The organism is Shewanella sp. DC2-4, from assembly GCF_013248875.1.
Classification (GTDB): Bacteria; Pseudomonadota; Gammaproteobacteria; order Enterobacterales; family Shewanellaceae; genus Shewanella; species Shewanella oncorhynchi.
On sequence record NZ_JABRVR010000002.1, the window covers coordinates 3,565,294 to 3,585,074 of the forward strand.

The 19,781-nt window shown below is 47.0% G+C and carries 16 protein-coding genes; 2 read left to right on the forward strand and 14 right to left on the reverse strand.

Annotated elements, in window-relative coordinates:
• The first annotated feature begins 18 nt into the window (after positions 1 to 18).
• Both HQQ92_RS16220 and HQQ92_RS16225 read left to right on the forward strand, forming a co-directional pair.
• Positions 19 to 396 carry a DUF4144 family protein gene (locus HQQ92_RS16220; protein ID WP_028759298.1) on the forward strand — a complete coding sequence of 126 codons (378 nt, stop codon included), beginning with the start codon at positions 19 to 21 and terminating at the stop codon, positions 394 to 396.
• A 231-nt stretch (positions 397 to 627) separates the two neighbouring features.
• Positions 628 to 1,770: a site-2 protease family protein gene (locus HQQ92_RS16225; protein ID WP_168826794.1), complete on the forward strand. Its 1,143-nt coding sequence runs from the start codon at positions 628 to 630 to the stop codon at positions 1,768 to 1,770.
• A gap of 114 nt (positions 1,771 to 1,884) precedes the next feature.
• On the opposite strand, the gene HQQ92_RS16230 is transcribed toward HQQ92_RS16225, so the two are convergent.
• From HQQ92_RS16230 to HQQ92_RS16295, 14 genes are all read right to left on the reverse strand, one after another.
• Entirely contained in the window at positions 1,885 to 3,348 is a 1,464-nt protein-coding gene (locus tag HQQ92_RS16230) for an efflux transporter outer membrane subunit (RefSeq protein ID WP_173246784.1), read from the reverse strand.
• Between the two features lie 7 nt (positions 3,349 to 3,355).
• Positions 3,356 to 5,389 (reverse strand): MacB family efflux pump subunit, encoded by a 2,034-nt coding sequence (locus HQQ92_RS16235; protein ID WP_173246787.1) that lies wholly within the window; start codon positions 5,387 to 5,389, stop codon positions 3,356 to 3,358.
• A 2-nt stretch (positions 5,390 to 5,391) separates the two neighbouring features.
• Entirely contained in the window at positions 5,392 to 6,624 is a 1,233-nt protein-coding gene (locus HQQ92_RS16240) for an efflux RND transporter periplasmic adaptor subunit (RefSeq protein WP_168826787.1), read from the reverse strand.
• A gap of 542 nt (positions 6,625 to 7,166) precedes the next feature.
• The gene (locus tag HQQ92_RS16245; protein ID WP_131525061.1) at positions 7,167 to 8,216 is read right to left on the reverse strand and encodes an EscU/YscU/HrcU family type III secretion system export apparatus switch protein; all 1,050 of its coding nucleotides are present in this window, start codon (positions 8,214 to 8,216) and stop codon (positions 7,167 to 7,169) included.
• Positions 8,217 to 8,237: 21 nt separating this feature from the next.
• On the reverse strand, positions 8,238 to 9,038 hold the full coding sequence (gene sctT, locus HQQ92_RS16250) for a type III secretion system export apparatus subunit SctT (RefSeq protein WP_028761721.1): 801 nt from the start codon (positions 9,036 to 9,038) through the stop codon (positions 8,238 to 8,240).
• 2 nt (positions 9,039 to 9,040) lie between these two features.
• Entirely contained in the window at positions 9,041 to 9,310 is a 270-nt protein-coding gene (gene sctS, locus HQQ92_RS16255) for a type III secretion system export apparatus subunit SctS (protein ID WP_012197161.1), read from the reverse strand.
• Complete coding sequence (gene sctR, locus HQQ92_RS16260; protein ID WP_012197160.1) at positions 9,307 to 9,957, reverse strand: type III secretion system export apparatus subunit SctR; 651 nt, start codon at positions 9,955 to 9,957, stop codon at positions 9,307 to 9,309. Before sctR ends, sctS begins: the two co-directional genes overlap by 4 nt.
• Positions 9,958 to 10,076: 119 nt before the next feature.
• Entirely contained in the window at positions 10,077 to 10,997 is a 921-nt protein-coding gene (locus tag HQQ92_RS16265) for a hypothetical protein (protein WP_173246790.1), read from the reverse strand.
• A 4-nt stretch (positions 10,998 to 11,001) separates the two neighbouring features.
• Positions 11,002 to 11,448 carry a hypothetical protein gene (locus HQQ92_RS16270; protein ID WP_131525059.1) on the reverse strand — a complete coding sequence of 149 codons (447 nt, stop codon included), beginning with the start codon at positions 11,446 to 11,448 and terminating at the stop codon, positions 11,002 to 11,004.
• Complete coding sequence (locus HQQ92_RS16275) at positions 11,441 to 11,842, reverse strand: hypothetical protein (RefSeq protein ID WP_173246793.1); 402 nt, start codon at positions 11,840 to 11,842, stop codon at positions 11,441 to 11,443. The genes HQQ92_RS16270 and HQQ92_RS16275 overlap by 8 nt, the downstream gene beginning before the upstream one ends.
• A gap of 16 nt (positions 11,843 to 11,858) precedes the next feature.
• Complete coding sequence (locus HQQ92_RS16280) at positions 11,859 to 13,190, reverse strand: EscN/YscN/HrcN family type III secretion system ATPase (RefSeq protein WP_028761718.1); 1,332 nt, start codon at positions 13,188 to 13,190, stop codon at positions 11,859 to 11,861.
• Positions 13,191 to 13,202: 12 nt separating this feature from the next.
• Complete coding sequence (locus HQQ92_RS16285) at positions 13,203 to 15,260, reverse strand: EscV/YscV/HrcV family type III secretion system export apparatus protein (RefSeq protein WP_028761717.1); 2,058 nt, start codon at positions 15,258 to 15,260, stop codon at positions 13,203 to 13,205.
• Entirely contained in the window at positions 15,260 to 15,619 is a 360-nt protein-coding gene (locus HQQ92_RS16290) for a type III secretion apparatus (RefSeq protein ID WP_012197154.1), read from the reverse strand. The genes HQQ92_RS16285 and HQQ92_RS16290 overlap by 1 nt, the downstream gene beginning before the upstream one ends.
• Before the next feature lie 118 nt (positions 15,620 to 15,737).
• Complete coding sequence (locus HQQ92_RS16295) at positions 15,738 to 19,781, reverse strand: type III secretion system effector BopA family protein (protein WP_173246795.1); 4,044 nt, start codon at positions 19,779 to 19,781, stop codon at positions 15,738 to 15,740.

Consider the following 19,781-nt stretch of genomic DNA (forward strand, 5'->3'; position numbering starts at 1 on the left):
ACTTCCTAAGGATCTGAAATGACTAGCGTTAAGATGTCGAGTATTGAATGGCCAGCGATTGTAAAACTGACTCAAAATGACGAATTACTTTACCTAGAACATCAAAGAGATTGGCTCGAACTGGCCTGTCTCTATCAGCATCACTTCATCGAAACCGATCAATTATTAGACTCCAAAGGGCAGCGATACCTTATCAGTGCCTGTCCACAAAAAATCCATGAAGATCCTGTTGGCGAATTACCTCGATTACTGCGCCAAAAACAGGATTTACCACTCAATGAATTTATCAAATGGGTTCAAAATCATGCCCAAGCACTAGGACAATGTTGTGTTGCTAAACTGGCTTTCACGACAATTGCCCAAGGAATCGAAATTGTTCGTACCCTCGATGAATAAACAGCAAACACATGATAAGCCATAATAAATGGCTATCAATGACTCAGTTAATCAATAAAAAACAATATGACCTTAAAAGCTAATATCCTCATAATCAATTCACAGGCATAATTTGCCGCGGTGCAACAGCGCTAAGCCAGATGGTAAAGCGCTTAAGATGCACTCCAAAATAACCGTTTTCTGCGTCGACTCAAGGGATGACGTTTAAGTTGGCACTAAATATACAAATAGATGGAACCGAAATTGGAACTACTTAAGATTGACTGCTTAGGCAAACAACTGCGCTTAGAAGGCTCGCTCGCGGGCTGGCAACAACTCTACTGGGACAACACCTTAGTCTCACAAAAAGAAGCTTCCGTCGATAATGGCGGCCTCAAAGTCCATGTCTTTGAGCTCACCCACCACAGCAGCCCATTGGTGACAGAAAGTGGTGAGCAAGCCATCGCCATAACAGAAGCTAAAATCCAAGTTCGCCTCGAAACCGATCTCGTTTGGCAGCCTTTCCGCCTCGATTACTGCTTGCTGATGGATGACAAGATTATCGACCAAGGGCGACGGACAGAGAAAGATATCGAACGCCAAACACCAGAAACGCCCATCGTTAAGCAGCAAAAAATCAGCATGATAGGACTCGCCTCCCTCGGCTTTAAGCTGTTAAAGAGCGCTAAAGTCATAAAGGTAGTGTTAGCGGGCGCCAGTGTTGCCGCTTATTCTTGGCTATTCTCCTTCCAATTCGCCCTCGCACTTATCGCCTGTTTGGTATTCCACGAATATGGCCATATTCGCGCAATGAAATATTTTGGGATGAAAACCAAAGGGATTTACCTTATTCCCTTTATGGGCGGACTCGCGCTCTCCGATGAGAAAATTAATACACGTTGGCAAGATGTGGTGATTTCTATCATGGGACCTACCTTTGGGCTCTTGATGTCCATCGCTTCCTTGATTGCTTACCACGCAACGGGCAATGTGTTTTTTGCTGGCCTTGCCGCCTTTAATGCGCTGCTTAACCTATTTAATTTATTGCCTATTTTGCCACTCGATGGCGGCCATATTTTAAAGAGCATCAGTTTTTCGATGAACAGCATCATGGGGCTGGTCGCCTGCGCCGCCGGTGCCGCTTTCGGAGTGTATATCAGCTACACCTTAGGCTTAGCGCTATTGGGCTTCTTGTTGTTGATCGGCAGCTTAGAAATCATCTTCGAGTGGCGAACTCGCCATCAAAGCCATCTGCTGCCATTAGACAGATACGGGCAAATCTTCTCGGTTATTTGGTACTTGCTCACAGTTGGTGCCTTAGTCGGCATCATCTGGCACTTAGCGGGAACGGGCGATGATATGCTCAGCTTGCCGCTGCAAATATTACGCAGTTAATCCACTTAACGGCTAAGCACAGATTCAAACACTCACCCTGAGCAATACAAAAAACCGCTATTAATAGCGGTTTTTTATTTTTCTGTCGCGCTGTGATGCTTTTACAAAAATGCGCTATTCCTTTGCCAAAGGAGGGGCGATATCGCTGCCACCAAGAGCTTGATAAAGCGTCGCTTGGGCGGTGAGTTGGTTGTAACGATTCTCGAGTAAAGCCGCCTCGGCGCTGCGACGATTCTCTTGGGCATCAATCCAATTCTGAATACCGATAGCGCCATTGCGGTACTGGCTCTCATAAATGGCTTCAACGGCCGCCGCTGCGCTAAATTGCTGTGCCAACTTCTCCCCTTGATAACGATATTGCTGCTTAGCCGAAATCGCGTTATCGACATCCTCAAAGGCGGAATAAAGCGTCTTGCGATAATTCACCACTGCGGTTTGATAATCGATATCGGCAATGTCATTATTAATTTGCATTTGATTCCACTGCAAAAAGGGCAAGACTAGCCCTGCGCCTAAACTGCCAACGGGATTGCGTAACAACTCTTTTAACTCAGAGGTCGACTCCCCAACACCGCCGGTTAAACTCAGGCTTGGGAAATAACTCGCATAGGTCGCATCTTTACTCGCCAAGGCGGAGCGCAGTTGATACAAGGAGGCCTTCACATCTGGCCGTCTCACTAATAAATCTGCGGGTACACCCACGCTAACGTCCGGCACTGCTACGTCGGGGAGTTGCTTAATCTCAACCCAAGTTCCCCCTGAAGCTAAACTCTGCACTGGATCAGCGGCTGGCGCTTGATTGAGTAATATCGCGAGGGCGTTTTTAGCCACAGTTAATTGTTGAATAAGCTGGCTATGGGCTGCCTCTTGTCCCGCCATACTGCGCTGAGCTTCGAGCACATTCACTTGCGTCACGGCCCCAGAATCATACTGCCTTTGGGTTAATGCCAGCGTTTGCTGACTGTACTCGATACTCTTTTGGCTTAAATCAATCCGTTGATTTAAATAACCTATCTGCCAATACAAGGATGCAGTGGTCGCCACTAGGCTTTGGGTGGTACTTTCCCTATCTTCGGCGCTCGCCAGCGCCGCCCATTGAGCTTGGTCGATATTGGCCGACACTTTGCCCCACAAATCCACCTCATAACTCACGGACAATTTTGCTTGATAACTCTTAGTCGCATCGCCACCCTCAAGTGGCTGATTACGGGAAGCGTCAAGGTTTGCCGATAACTGTGGGTATAGATCATCCCGCGTTAGCCCTGCCTGCAAGCGTGCTTTAAGCAGCGTTAAGGTCGCCAGGGTTAAGTCATTGTTAGTGATCAACACTTGGCTGACCAGCTTATCGAGCTCGGGCTGATGAAACTGCTGCCACCAAGGGTCGACTTTTACTTGCTCGTTCACTGTGGTGTGTTGCCACTGTTCTGGAATTGCCAATGCAGGCGGTTCAAAGTCTGAACGCATAACACTGCCGCAGCCACTCAGTAGTGCTATGCACAGAGCTGATCCCAAAGCCGTGCAAACAGCAATAGCACAGCTACGAGGCGAAAATGGTCGATTAAATAGTTTATTATTCATGGTGTTATTACTCTCTGGCTAGTGCGTCAACGGGATCTAACTGCGCCGCATTGCGGGCGGGTAAGAAACCAAATAGCACACCAATTAAGGTCGAGCAGGCAAAGGCAGCAACGATGGAGGTGGTAGAATAAATCATTTGGAAACTGCCCCCCGTTTGAGCAAACACCACGCCAATTAAGTAGGACAAGGCGATGCCTAAGGTGCCACCACACAAACACACTAAAATGGCTTCGATAAGGAACTGGCGCAAAATATCGTTCTGGCGCGCACCCACGGCCATACGAACACCGATTTCACGGGTTCGCTCAGTCACAGACACTAACATAATGTTCATCACCCCAATTCCGCCAACGACAAGGGAAATCACCGCGATAGCCGAGATTAGTAAGGTCATGGTCGCAGTGGTTTTTTCGATGTTCTGCCTAATGGTATCGGTATTGATAGTGAAGAAATCTTGCGTGCCGTGGCGCATTTTAAGCAGCGCGATAATGCCCTGCTCCGCCGCGTTACTCGGCACAGTTTCATCGAGTCGAACTGTAATACCATCCAAATAATTTTTACCCACCATACGGCCAGAAACTGTGGTGTAAGGCACCCATACATTAAGCGCATCGCTGTTACCAAAAGCACTTTCTTTGGGTTGAGTCACACCTATGATACGTACGGGTAAATCTCCAAGGAAAATCACTTGCCCTATCGCCGAGTTATTGTCGGCAGCGCTGTTAGGGAAAAGCTCCTTACGGGTGTTGTCATCAATCACCGCATCTTGGGCGAGCGATGCGACACTGGCATCATCCCAAAATTGGCCCTGCGCTAACTCGTACCCTCTTACACGGAAAAACTCAGGTCCCACACCATTCACCGATGCCGATACCGCTTTATTACCAAAACGAACCGTTGCAGTAGAGCCAATGCTTGGCGTCACGCTATCAACATAGGGCAGATTTTTAAGGGCATTGGCGTCCGTTGCGGTTAAGGTGCGCACCCGCGCCGAGCGTCGATCGCCAAAACCTGAACCGGGGCGAATATCAATCGTGTTGGTTCCCATCGAACTGATACTTTTGAGGATGGCCTGCTGCGAGCCTTCACCTAAGGCCACCACAGAAACCACAGAGGCGATACCGATAATAATCCCGAGCATAGTCAAGAAGGTACGTAACCTGTGGGTCGACATCGCCACCAGCGCCATTTTAAGCGCTTCGACATATCTGTCCCACGAAGCCACCCGCGCACGCGAGCTGTCTTTTGCTGCCACTGCACCGCTAGGATTTTGTGGCGCCATATTTTGTAACGTTGAGCTTTGCGACGTCGAAGTTTGTGACGTCGAGCTTTGTGGCTTAGCCGTTTGTTTATCCTGACTGCGCTCATCGCTGATGATCACGCCGTCTTTGATTTCGATAATGCGGTCGGCATATTGGGCCACGTGCATATCATGGGTCACGATAATGATGGTATGACCGTCGCTGTGAAGCTCCTGCAACAACTGCATCATTTCTTCGCCGCTGTGACTATCCAGCGCACCCGTCGGCTCATCGGCAAGGATCACATCGCCGCCATTCATCAAAGCGCGCGCCACACTGACCCGCTGCTGCTGTCCGCCACTGAGCTGATTGGGTTTATGGTCAAGCCTGTCGCCAAGGCCTAAACGCGTTAACAAATGCTCGGCTCTGTCTTTACGAACCGTGCGTTCTTTACCCGCATACACAGCAGGCACTTCGACGTTGCCTATGGCGGTCAAATCGCCCAGTAAATGATAACGCTGAAAGATAAAACCAAAGTGCTCGCGGCGCAGCTGTGCTAACTCATCAACGTCCATAGTCGAGGTATCTTGGCCGTTGATAAAATACGCGCCCTTTGACGGCTTATCTAAACAACCAAGAATGTTCATTAGGGTCGATTTACCCGAGCCAGAAGCACCAACTATCGCCACCATCTCGCCACGGCCAATCGACAAGTTCACATCTTTCAGCACAGTGAGTTGCTGCTCACCCGCCTGAAAAGTGCGATAACAACCTGAAATTTCAAGTAATGCCGTTGTCACTGTTAAAACCTCACGCTAGGTGGGCGACGTAATTTACTGCTGCCATCATCGGAAGACGGCATGCCAAGCACAACCTGATCGCCTTCCTTCAAACCCGCGGTGATTTCAGCATTGATTTTGTTGTTAATCCCCACAGTGACATCCACATATTGCACTTGGTTATCAACTAATACAGGCACTTGATATTGCGGGCCGCTGCGGGCTTTACGCTCGACAGGCTTAGCCTCTGGCGCCGCGGATTTCTCCCTCGGCTTTATACGCAATATCTGCGCAGGCACTAATAGCGCATCATCGGCCTTAGCTAACACTATAGACACCTGCGCCGTCATGCCGATACGCAAGGTGCGGTCAGGGTTTTCTACATCAAACAGACCATGGTAATAAATGGCGTCTGAGTCGCTAGAGCTCATATTGCTATCGTCGCCATCCATCGAAATCGGCCCAGGTTCAATCGCCCTCAAAACGCCGCGGTAGGGATGATTCGGTTTTCCAAGGACAGTGAAATACACGGCTTGACCCGGATGGACATTGACAACATCGGCTTCGGAAATCTGCGCTTTAACTGTCATGGTATCCAGCTGCGCCATTTCAACTATGGTCGGTGTTGTTTGATTAGCGTTAACGGTTTGCCCCACTTCCACCGCGGAATACACCACAGTGCCATCCATCGGCGCGGTAATTTTGGTATAACCTAAATCGATTCTGGCACTGTCGACGTTAATCTCAGCCTGTTGTTTTTGCGCTTCTAATTGCTCAAGCTCGGCTTGATAAACCGTTAGATTAGCATCGGCCACTTCATAATCGGCACGAGAACTGGCCTTATCGGCAAGCATTTGCTGCTGGCGGCTAAATTCCAATTTAGCTTGGCGGATCTGCGCCTGTTTAGCACGGAACTGAGCATTGATACTCTTGAGTGATGCGAGGGCATCCTTCAAATTATTCTGCTGCGCTAGGCTATCAATCTGAGCAATCAAATCGCCTTTCTTTACTTCATCACCCAGTGCCAGCGGCAAACTTAAGATTTGCCCCGATACCTGTGCGCCCACACTCACCAGTTTGGATGCCTGCAACATGCCATTGGCCAGCACTGAGTTTTCGATATCGCCACGGCGCACCGCTTCAGTTACATAGGTAGGTGCTGTTTCAGGCTTATGCCACATAAAATAAGCACCGCCACTAAGGAGTATTAAGCCGCTTAACGCGAGCAGCAATTTACGCTTTGAGGATTTTTTCATCGGTATTGTCGTGTCCATCAATGCTAAAGACAGCAAGCATTCATCTTGCTAAGGAACTGAAATTGTTCCAACAGTATATAGAGTTAGCCAAAGACAGTAGACGAAGGAAGTGTCGTTAACAGGTAAAGATTTGCAAATATCTGTGTAGAAATTGACAAGGAAAGCACGATTGAGTGGTGCTTAGACTGCCATGCCAATTTAGTGCGATACCAAATCGTCAGGTGATAAATTGTTGTTGTCTACATTCTATGACTGTGCCACTTGTGGTAGTTCAGCCATTCAAACGAATCTAGATACAGACTTCATTTGATTTTTTTTCAAGAAAGATCAACGTCGTGGAGTTTCACCCCACACTTGCAGTGTGCTATCTCTCAGCGGAGTGCGTAAACCTAACTTAGTGCAAATTCAGAGTAATATTTTGGTAAAATTGATTACTTCAAACAATATTATGCGTGGCTACTTATTTGAATTTCATAGATTCATTATGGGATTAGTAAGAGACAATTATCATCAAGGATTCTATTTAATTACAATAAGACCTGTTACTCCATATTATCATAAGATATTGTCATCACTAGACGTAAAAGCTCTGCTACGGGTTCAAATAGGCTCTCTGGAATCACGTCTCCTGCCTCAACGTGTTTAAATAAGGCGCGGGCCAATGGAATGTTCTCGACAATTGGCACCCCAGCTTTCTCAGCTAATGCCACTATGTGTAAGGCCATGTGATCTTCGGCTTTTTCAAGCACTTTAGGCAACGGCGTCTCACCTTCACTATAATACAAACACACGGCAATGTGGGTTGGATTACGCACAACCACTGTGGCTTTGCGAACGTTACTGGCAAGACTACCAGACGCCACTTCTCGCTGGGTTTCGCGGCGTTTTTGTTTCATTTCGGGGTTACCTTCAGAATCTTTGTATTCTTGTTTGGTGTCATCTTTAGACATTTTGAGTTCTTTCATTAGGCTATAGCGTTGAAATGCATAATCAGCGATCCCAAATATTAAGTAACATCCTAAAAAGCTGCCCCAGAGCCAAGTGATCATGGTCGAAATCACACTGATACCGCAGGCTTCTCCGCATAAAGGCAAGTATTGAAAGGCGTTAACGTAACGATGGAGCAGATAGTAAAACACTAAACTCAGCACTGTGACTTTAACGAGATTTTTAGCGAGCTCAAACAGACTTTTCAGTGAAATAAGTTGCTTAGCATTATTCATGACATTGAGTTTATCCATGCTCGGCATTATAGACTCAGCCGCCCAAACGGGACCTGTTTGGACTAAGTTCCCCACCACTATGGTAAACACGAGTACTAATGTCAGCCCACCTAAAAAACGTAATGCCAGCATGGCGAAGGTACCAACGATTTGCTCGGCCGCAGTCTCAAGGGGAAGATTGATGGCGTGAATGGTTAAGTCGATTAACGCCATAATGGCTTGGACGAGTGCAGGCCCTTCGTAGAGAAAGTACCCGAGAATGATCGCCATCTGTAACCCTGTGACAATTTCAGCACTTTTAATGACCTGGCCGCGGTTTCTCGCTTCTCGTAAACGTTTTTCTGTGGGTTTTTCTGTTTTCTCGGCCATAGGTTATATCCACCAGGGGCACTAGTGCCCTGCTAAGAGTCCAAACAAAATATCTACGTGCTGCTCTACCCCAGAAATGGTCTGCAGGTAATGGGACAAAGCAAACTGTAAGCTGTAGATCAATAACAGTAAGACCAAAGCGCTTTTAATGGGCATAGACAAAAAGAAGACGTTTAACTGCTGCGCCGAGCGGTTTACTAGCCCTAAGGCTACATCGACTAAGATCATAATCACCATGGCGGGCATGGCAAAACTGAGACATAGTTGGCACATCAATTGCCACTCATGGGCTATAAACACCATCAAGGGCTGGCTTAGCGTTAAATTAAATCCTGGGGGTAATTGTTGATATGACTGATAAAGTGCAGTTAGCAGAAAATTAAAACCACCCGAGACTAAAAACAGCACAGTAAGAACTTGAGTAAACAGCATGCCATAAATCGATGATTGCAGTCCCATCAATGGGTTAAGTACAGTCGACATGGATGCCCCCCGCATTGTGTCAATTACAAATCCCGCCATATCTATGGCCCAAAAGGGAATGGCGGCACAGAAACCGAGTAACATGCCTACAATAATTTCTTTGCCAAATAGGCTGATGAGCATCCAAGTGTCGGCCTGCTGCAGTATCGGCTGCATTTCATCCATTGCCAGCACAGTAGGTAAAGCAAACATTAAAATCAGACTATTACGGATTAATGCGCTCCCCATTGCCCCCCCTTTAAATAAGGGTAATAGCAGCATCATGCCTAAAGGGCGCATCATACAGAGTGCCAACACCGGAAGCTGTGCTGTTAATAGGTTGGGTAGCAGAGTTGTCATCACTACCCCCCCATTTGGCTAATTTGATCGAAAGCCATGCTGGCGTAATTCAACAGTGAACTACCCATCCAGTGATAACAGACCACAAGTGTCACGCACACGGCGATGAGTTTGATCAGAAACTGCAATGTTTGATCTTGGATTTGGGTCAGGGCTTGAATAAGGCTAACCAAAACTCCGACAACTGAGGCCACGATAACAACAGGTAGCGACAGCAGTAACACCATCCACAGTAGTTCAGAGGTGAAATGTACTATGATAGTTTCACTCATGAGAATGACATCATTAGTTGACTGATCAGTTTTTCCCATCCACCCATCAAGATAAAAATCAACAATTTGAACGGTAGGGCTATCGTCATGGGGGACACCATCATCATGCCCATTGCCAGTAAAATATTGGAAACGATAAGGTCAATTGCGACAAAGGGAAGATAAATGAGTAAACCTATCTTAAATGCCTCTATGAGCTGACTCATAGTAAAGGCTGGCACCATCACTAACAGTGAGTCTTTGGTCAGCACTTGCTGGTATTTTTCGGGCCAGACCTTATGGCCAATATTGGCGAAAAATTCAATCTGAGTATTGCTGGTATTTTTTTCGAGAAATGCGCGGTAGGGTGCTATGGCTTCAGTGTTGATTTGCTCAAATACATTGGGTGCATCGAACACTATAGGAGTGGCTTTTAGATTGTCATTGATTGCCATCCCCACGGGTGCCATGGTGAACAGAGTGAGAATTAATGCGAGGCCGTAAATTGCCATATTGGGTGGGATCTGCTGGATCCCTAAGGCATTACGTAACATAGAGAACACAATTGCCAATTTCAAGAATGAAGTGCCCATCACGGCGAACAGCGGCAGCAGTGACAAGCAAAACAACATAATGATCAATTGGATTGGATGGTCGAGTAAGGTCATGGAAACCTCCTTTGTGGCTAGGGTTCCATCATGGCGCGCTTTGTGATTGACCTGTATCAGGTGAAGACCTTAGCTAACTAAAAACCGCTGACATATCCGTAAACGCAACACCATTCCCCTTATACTAGAACCTCGATTTGTGCGAGTAATCCCGACTCTCCACGCAGGAGATTAATACTTGCCAGAGTTTGGTACAGCTCTTGACCGTACTGATGACTGAACCGTCCTAAACGCACTTGATTATTCAGCGTAACCTCCAGCGTTAACTTGTCACCCGTCATCATAGCGCCGAGCTTAGCCAGAGGCAGACTCACTCGACCAATATCGGCGATCAAAGGGGGCTGAATAGCGTCCATCTTAGGCAATAAAGACACAATTTCGAGTTGTGCTTGAGGACCATCAATAGGGGTGATGAACTTGATCTTAGCCAACGGTCCATCCGCCCATAACAGCGCTTCCCCCTGCTCGATTTGCACATCACCATCGAGCCATAACCCCCCGCCTATTTCGGGTAAGTCAGGTGTAGGCGTTATTTGGGGCACAAAACCGGCCACTAAACTCAAACTAACATCCACCGTTTTACCAGAGAATGCTGACCATGACTCAACTTGGCTCTGCCAGTCCTCTTGCGGCCAATCAACTAAGACACAAGCCAATTGAGTGGCACTCTCCACGTCGCCTTGTTCCAATTGCGTAGTTTGAAGCGTTAGCACGGGATAAATATCTGGCACCAATCCGAATGGCTTAGGGACTTCTTCAAGGCAATCGACCAACCATTCACCCGCTACATCAAATGCTGCCGCACTAACACAGGGCAATAAATCACAAGCAATCTCAGTCGAGGAAGTTACACCAGTCACTGCGGTTACCCACAGTTGCCAATCCTGTTTAGAACACCACAGACCCGATCCTGATGGAGCACTGCGTCTTTGCCAGAATACTCCATCGCCCCCGATACGCGTCAGTTCGATTTGGCAAGCTTGCTGTGCTAGGCCACGGCCTATGACTTGGCTAGCATTGATCAGTTTATTGATGTTCATTCATCTACCTCGTCACTGCTGTGTTGGTTGGCATAAGATCTAAATGAATAGCAAAGCGTCGCCCTTGTAGTTGCTCGCTGAGTTGAGGTAAGAGTCTTGCAAGCAGTTCCGATTGACGCGCTGTCTTAGGAAACAACTGCAATTGAATTCCTCGTGGTTGGTAACAGGCTTGGATCACTAATCCCATCATAGGGCCATTGAGCAAGCGATAGCATAGTTGCTCACCTTGCCGGATTACTTCGGCCGCTCCTTGTCGGTACACACCACCATCGCGGCTGAGTAGTGCCTTAGCGGTAAGCCGATCTTTGGTAGATATAGTGTTGTCATCTTCCTGTTGACCGCAGAAATAACGGTTAAACAAGCGACGCATTTCTGGATCCGACTCTTGTCTGGCTTCGACACTGGGGAAAGATATTTTCGATGTTCGCACTATCGCCATAGGATTATTCATCGACAACCTCCTGCAGTTTTTGTTGGGATTTAACTAACTGAAGAATCGCCTGCTGCATATGCACCATAGTGGACTCCAACTGCTCTTTTTCTATTACCAACATCTCAGCAGTTTCGGCTAATGTCCTTTCTTTTTGGTATTCTTTCATTAAGGTCAATTTAAAAGTGATTAGCTCAGTTGGAGTTAATATTTGTTCTGGCATCTGCTGCAGACGCAGCCGATTAGTTTGCGCTTGCCGCTCGAGATTGATGAGGATTTGCCTGTCAAGTAGCTCCCTGAGTTTTTGCCTATGTAAGGCTAGCTCTCGGCGCAATTTAGCTTCTTTGTCACTACGAATTGCGAGTAATCGCTGTAATAATTGCTCGTCTTTCGCTGTAAGTTGGGATGGGTTCATTATTGAGTTCCTCCCATTAATGGCTTAAAAGCAATAATTTCAATTTTTGTAGTGTCTCTTCATAGGGACTGAATTCATTGACTGATTGACACAAAAACTGCTGAATATCCTGATGGCGAGCCACTGCTTCATCGGTTTCTTGATCTTCACCTTGCACGTATTCACCCACTCGGATGAGTAATTGAACCTCTTGATACAATGCCAGTAACTGGCGCATCTTGGCGGCATGACACCGCTGCTCAGGGCTAACAATCTGATCCATTACCCTGCTGACACTGGCATTGATATCAATTGCAGGGTAATGGCCCGCTCCCGCGAGTCGACGTGATAGCACTATGTGTCCATCAAGTAAGGAACGAACTTCATCGGCGATAGGCTCATTCATATCATCCCCTTCAACCAGTACGGTATATATGCCAGTGATACTACCTTTGGCTGCAGGGCCAGCTCGTTCGACTAAGGCCGATAAATTGACAAAGACACTTGGAGGATAACCGCTCGACACTGGGCTCTCGCCAGCCGCCAACGCAATTTCCCTCGCACTGCGGGCAAATCGGGTCAGTGAATCCACCATCAACAGCACATTTTTACCTTGATCGCGAAAGTACTCAGCAATGGTCGTTGCCGTTAGTGTGGCTTTCATTCGCTCAAGCGGAGGACGATCCGATGTAGCAACCACCATCACAGTGCGCGCTCTTGCCTCTGGCGTGAGGTTATATTCGATAAACTCACGGACTTCACGACCACGCTCGCCGACTAAGGTTAGTACAATCACATCCGCTTGGCAGTGCGCGGCGATCATGCCAAGTAAGGTACTCTTTCCCCCTCCTGCTGCGGCAAAAATACCAATCCTTTGGCCGATGCCACAGGCGAGGGCGCTGTCAATAGCTCGGATCCCCATGGGCATGACAGTATCAATAAGTTGTCGTGATAATGGATTAGGTGCAGAACCTTGGTTAGGCCTTAATGACGTTGCAGTCAGTCCATAGCCATCCATAGGGGCACCAAGGCCATCGACCACTCGACCAAGCAAGCCTTGACCTAAGGGGACTTGATGCCCATGGCCTAAGGTTTCAACTAATTCTCCACTGCATAGTCCCGCCGTAACGTCGAAGGGCGATAACAGGGCTTCATCGCCTTTTACCGCAACGACTTCGGCGCTGAGGCGATTACCAATGAGACAAAGCTCTCCTTGATGTGCACCGGGCAAAGTTGCACGCACGAGTGTGGCCCCCACCTCTTGAACCTTGCCGAAATAGCGAACCGATGGAACAGGCAACAGACTCTGAGTAGCGAATAAACTAGGTTCGAGTTGTGCATAAAGTGTTTCTTTACTGGGTAATTTCATCTATCGCCTCCATTAGCTCGCCAGCGCGGCATCGAGTACCTCACCCACTAAGTCCACTTGGCCTATGACTTTTATTTCTGCATCGTCGCCTAATTCCTGAAACGACAAAACGGGTGTGCTAAATAACTCGCGTTCTACGATTTTTCGCAGGTAACGGCGCACATCGAGTGAGGTCAACAGTACACAGGTTTGTTCCGGTGGCAGCTGTTCTTGAATGCAGGTTAATATTTGCTGAGTTTGTGCCATGTCCAAGGCCGAATAAGAGCCAGCAGTCGATTGTCGTATCGATTCACGGATCACATTTTCAATTCCTTCTCCAACCATGAGCACAGCGATCCAACCTTGTGGGGTAGCAAACTTGCGGCGAATATGACGGCGAAGCGCAATCCGTACATACTCAGTTAACATGATGATGTCTTTCTCCTTTGGCACCCATTCGACTAAGGTTTCAAAAATAGTTCGTAAATCGCGCACCGAAATCCCCTCTTCAACTAAGCGTTGTAGGATCTCGGCGACCTTTCCTACTGACAAGAGGCGTTGAAGTTCCTTGACGAGCTCACCGTAGCGAGCCTCCATAGCATCCATTAAATACCGGGTTTCTTGTACACCAATAAACTCCCCTGCATAGCGGTCGATCACTTTACCCATCACATAAGCGGGAATTTGCTCATCACGACAAACAGCTAAACCTTGGGCTTCCGCCTGTTCAAGCGCATTACCTTTGATCCAATGCAATCTTTGATTACTAAAAGGAATGGACTCGACACGGCATGGAATCGTTGCGATGGAGTCAATCAAAAGGGCTTCCTGTGGTACTAGCTGCAATTGCAATACAGATTCTTGGTACAAGAGCACATCACAACAACCTAGGCTGCCTTTCTTCGCTATTTGTAATTGGATTTCCGGTAATGGCACGCCCAATTGTTCAAACCATTGCCAACGTAGTTTTTGCAGTGCCTCTTTAACCCCATGGATAGGCACATCGGCTCCAAGATATAAAATCAGTGGTACAGCCCCTGGTGCCATATTGTCGACATTGGCCGTGTCACTTTTGCCTGCTTCAGTGAAATGGCTCTCCTCTCCTTGAGCACTTGCTCGTTTTTGCTGACGCTTCAACCACAATGAAGCCCCTAAAACGACCGAACCGAGTGTGCCGAAGACTAAAATTGGGAAGCCAGGGATTAAAGCAAAGATGAACATGACTATCCCGGCCATTTGCAATGATGCGGGTTGACGCCCTACTTGCATCACTAATTCGTTGGCTAAATTCTGTCTCTGCTCTCCAGGAACTCGGGTCACAATTAAGCCTGCAGTGACTGAAATCAGTAACGAAGGTATTTGGGCTATCAAACCATCCCCGACAGACAAGACTGCATAGGTATTTAATGCTTCTGCAGCCGACATATTGTGCTGCATGACACCGACAGCGATACCACCAATGATATTAGTTAAAATAACAATAATACTGGCTATGGCATCGCCTTTTACAAACTTCATCGCGCCGTCCATCGCGCCATAAAGCTGACTTTCTTTCTGAACTTGTGCCCGTTGACGCTTTGCCTCTTTAGCGTCAATGATGCCAGCACGCATGTCGCCATCGATACTCATTTGCTTACCAGGCATACCATCGAGGGAAAAACGTGCACTCACTTCCGCCACCCGCTCAGACCCCTTAGTGATAACGATAAACTGCACTATGGTGATGATGGCAAAGATAATAATTCCGACCGCTAAGTTGCCGCCGACCACGAAGTTACCGAAGGTGTATACAATATCTCCAGCATCATGCTGCAGCAAAATTAAACGACTGGTACTGATAGTAAGTGCCAGACGATATAAGGTTGTGATCAATAGTAGGGATGGAAATACTGAGAACTCTAAAGGGTCACGGATGTATATGGCGATCATCAATAACACTATGGACAAGCCAAGGTTTAAGGCAATTAATACGTCGATCAAAGGTGTCGGTAGAGGCAAGATCATCATAAATACAGCTACCATTAACATGGCACTTAAGATGATATCGTGACGCCCTGCGGCTTTACTTAACCAACGACTGATGAGGTTCATCATTGACCTCCTATGAGCATACGATTTAGGAATTTTTGTTGCAGCTGGTACAAGTGATACCAATCATGACCCTGGTGTGTCGATGGACAGAGGCAACTGATCATTAAACGGTTTTTGACGATGAACAATCGCTGAACTCTGCCCGCAAAAGCTTCTGGATGCCAACGTGATAAATAAGGTTTGAGATCACGTGCAGGAGTGTTAAGCAACCAAGTCGTCATCAATAATCGTCCTTGATGGCACTCGAGTAACACTCCGTGTGGAGGCCAATGGCATTCAATGCGTTCCTCAAGCTTCACAGGCCAGCGATTCACTAACCGAAAAAATTGTTCGAGGTTGCGCATTAGTAGTAAATCCATATCGCTTCTCCAGCATTAACTCTCGGTCTTATCATCTCCCAGACAATAAAAAGCGGGTATCAGGTGAACACCTGAATACCCGCAAGAACTAAGTCAACAGCGATTCAACCACTATGGATTATCGAGAAGAGTTCTCCATCAATAAGGCCGCATCGATTTCTTCCATACATTGCTGTAATTGTGCTGGTACTATGTCAAGTTCAGCAACCCATTTCATAGCCCGCTCGACTGCTTTCTCCCTGTCTATTGCTTGATTAATTTCTATTTCGTGACTTTTATCATTAGCATATTGTTGCATGCTTTGAATAAAGATCGCCTGCTGCGCATCACTATCGAGGCCGACTAATTGCGGCAGTAAATGTGCTTTTAGCGCGGCTTGGTGTTGTTCAAGCCCCAATACATCCGCCATCGATTTGGGGATTTCTGGGGTGCCTGATACGCTGTGGGCAATTGTCTTAATTATTGAAGTTTGAGATACGGGAGTATGAGCCAATTGCGCGAACGCTTGCTCGATTCGTTTTTCTGTCATTTCAGCCTCGGCCGCGCGGGCAGTATCGGCCATGCCTAAAAAATTAGCCCCTTGTAATGTCGACACCACAGCCTTGGAAAAATAGGCGCCTGCCATTAATCCTCCCAATCCAAGCCCCACAGCTGCCACTATTCCGACGCCACCAGTCCCTAAGGTAAACAATGCCGCCGCGATCGCTCCCGCCGATACCACAGAGGCAACCACAAGTGTCGTCACCACAGCAAAGACTTTGGCTCCCGTTGAAGCATGTTTCCACCAATTAACGATATCTGTGAGTGCACGCTTAACTGCACCGACTTTACCGACTTCAAAACAATCACGGGAGACTGTACCAACATCTTGCAGGGCCTGTCGCTGTAGCATATAGCCAGCGATGGCCTCGCCACGAGCACTAAGCCCGCCTTCTGCCTGCATGCCTTTAATTAAAGCATTCACCATAACTTCACTGCTACGATACGCACGCATGTTATTGGCAAGCTGACGTTCTGACCAAGTTTGCAGGACGCCGCCAACTAAGCCGACGACAGGTGTTGCCATCCCTGCGCCAGGAAACATCATCCCAAATACACCGCTTACTAAAGGCCCACCTATGCCTGTATTAGCAGCCCCTTTCGCCCCACCCGCAATATACGGCGCTAACTGTGCCATGTGTAATAACGCAATCATTTGCGGTGTCATAGCGAAATTCGTTTTATCCGGCAGCTCTTCTCTCTTACCTTGCAGAATATCGTGCACTTGGTTTTGTACCGTCCCGGTTTGCCACACTGTGGTGACAGTGTTAACCAGTTCCATTCCAAAGGTCCCTGGGTTGGCCAAAATAATATTGTAGGCTTGAGTTAAATTGCCTGCGAGCTCACGTGCCTCGATCGGATGTGCCATCGACCAATTATGCAGGTCGCCCAGTGCAGCCATCATGTTTTGAGGCGAGGTTAAAACTGACACATTTGCTACGCTAGCTTTCGAGTCTTTAACACTTGATGCTAAAGCGAGATAAGCCTCCGCGACACTGCTCATGTTATTTTTGGCCAACTGTCTAGATAAAATAAGTTCTTCTAAACTTGGACGATATTGGGAAGACCAATTGCCGACAAACTTTTGCACTAACCAACTTTGCCATGCATGCCCACTCGCCATCCCCCCCTGATCTGGATAGCCGCCATTATTTTTTGCTGCAATTGTGGCCTTTTTCAGCTGTAACAAACCATGTTGGTAGGCATCATCGAGATCTTCAATAGAGCGATTGACTTCGGCTAACTGGCGAGTCACAGTGTGAAAAGCTCGCAATTCAGGGGAACTTGCCTCAGGTTCGGCTAAAGTGAGTACTAGCCCTTCACCATATAACTGCTGTAAATGTGCGGTCAATTTTTCCAGTTTAGCCGATAAGAGATGCTGCTCTTGAGTTAAGGCGCGCACTTTTTCATTATTAGTTTGTAATTCAGGAAGATGGCTAAGGAAATAACTTAAATTGACCTCGGCACGTTCAGCATTTGTTTCCCTCCTAACTTGCGCGAGTTGCTGGGTTAACGCCGACAATTTAGCGACATTATTTCCCGCTATCACTAGCACATCTTGTGCACTCTGCAGTCGATTGAGTCGCTCAACTAAAATTCGGGTCGCATCTTGATCCGCACTAATTTGCACTAGCTCTTGGGTTAGCTGATTGCGCACCGTCTCAGAGGGAACAGCCGACAGCAACTCAGTCACGGCTCGGTGATAATCATTACACAAGGCAAGACGTTCGGTCAGAAAACTGTGATAACGAGCTTGATCTTGCTCAATCTGTGAGACTAGTTGCAGGTTGTTAACATCATCAAACAACGAAATATCTTGCGAATTATTTGGGCTAAAGCTGATGGAGCTCACTCCCTCGAACCAATTAAGATGATGCTGAGTTTGTAGAACTTGCTGCGCTAAACTTGCCACTTGAGGTGTTAAAGTATAGCTATCGAGCTCATTTCTTAGTGTCTGCTCAAGGTCGAGATCATCAAAGTTAACAGGCTCATCGAACTGTAAACGACTGCCTTTCTCGACATATTCTTGTCCGCCAAGATACAGTAATGTTGCGGTGAGATCTTCGAAATGAACCTCTTCCCCAGAAGGGTTGATAGCCTTATACAATATAGTACTGAGTTGGGTTCCAGCCTGTTTCACTGCAGCTAAATGATCTTCGATTTTCACTTGCTTGCCGACAGCGATTAGCGCTTGTTCGCTAAGATTACTGGCCCGAGTAAGGCAGTCGGCCAGTAAGGTTTGTGCTTGTTCTAGCTGGATTAGATGTTGCTCGGCTTCGGCCTGTTGCGCTTCAAATGGAGTCTTAAATGACGAACTCATGGATAGAGGTTCTTGTATGGGGTTTAGCACAAACTGGTTAATAAGCAATACTAAGCTTTTGATCTCTGGCATTATTTTTTTTTGCCCTGAGACTTCGCTGATGTTCTCCTCATTGAGCATAGAAACTAAGCTTGCCGCTATATATTCAACTCTCTCTGTCTGACTGAGTTCATTTTGCATTAAAGGGGAAAACAGTTGATAACTACTCACTAAAGTATCCGCTGTCAGTTTGTTTTGTAGTGAATAGGGAAGCTGGGCATGAAACTCAGATAAGGCTAGGCGCATCGGGGTCGATGCTAATAAGGCTTGCTCAAATGTCTGCATTGCCGCCGTAAACACATCATATTGCGATAATCCCAGCTTGACTTCGGCCAGTAGCGGCGACAGAACACTGCTCTGCTCCACCGACAAATTAGCTTTCAATTCAGCGACTAGGGTTAAAGCCTGCTTAATTTGCACTAGCCCAAATTTGACATGATCACGCATTGCAGTCAGTTCATCGCTGCTAATCAAGGGATCTCGACTCTGATTTAAGTTCTGTATACATGTCACTAGCTGAGTGTCGCTAAGTACTTGATTATAATTTTTAATAGCTTGTTGTAAGGTTTTAATGGGTTCAGGTTCTGAATACACCCAAGACGCCAGCCAAGTTTGAGTGGTCGGCATAGTTAACTTTTGAGGTACTGGTGTAGTTAACAACTGCTTAAGGCATTGATTCTGTGTGTGTAAAATATCCTGTGGCGTAATAAGCTGCTGGCTTAAAATATGGAAAGCCGTTCCCCTGATGTCTTTATCGACGGATATAGGTTCTGCTGAAGGTTTAAGCACTGATGGGCTGAGTGTTTGCTTCTCCGACGATTTAGACTCAATCCCGCTCTGGGAAGGTAAAGCAAGAACTTTGAGCGTATCTTCATTAGTCTCGCATATGTTTAAAGGAGGGAGCGGCATAAATGCTTCACACCGTTCGGTGAGTTGCTCGATCGTGCGCAGAGTTAATGGAGTATGACCGGACAAATCGACAGCATCTACCATATCCAGTGCAATATCATGACCAAATCTTACCGCCAATGCCTGCAAGAACACGCCCAACACTTGCTTATTATCGAGTGACAAGCCATTGACATAATCTTGGACCGCTTGGGTATTTTTGAGTAAAGGAATATGGCTCAGCATGCTAAGTAATTTTTCTTTAAAGCCTTCTTTGGCAACTATAATCGTCGGTATACCCTCGGGGGTATCGACTAAGGAAAGACGGCCGTCAAGCTTAGCCGCATGACTAAATGCACTGATATCTAAGGCCAT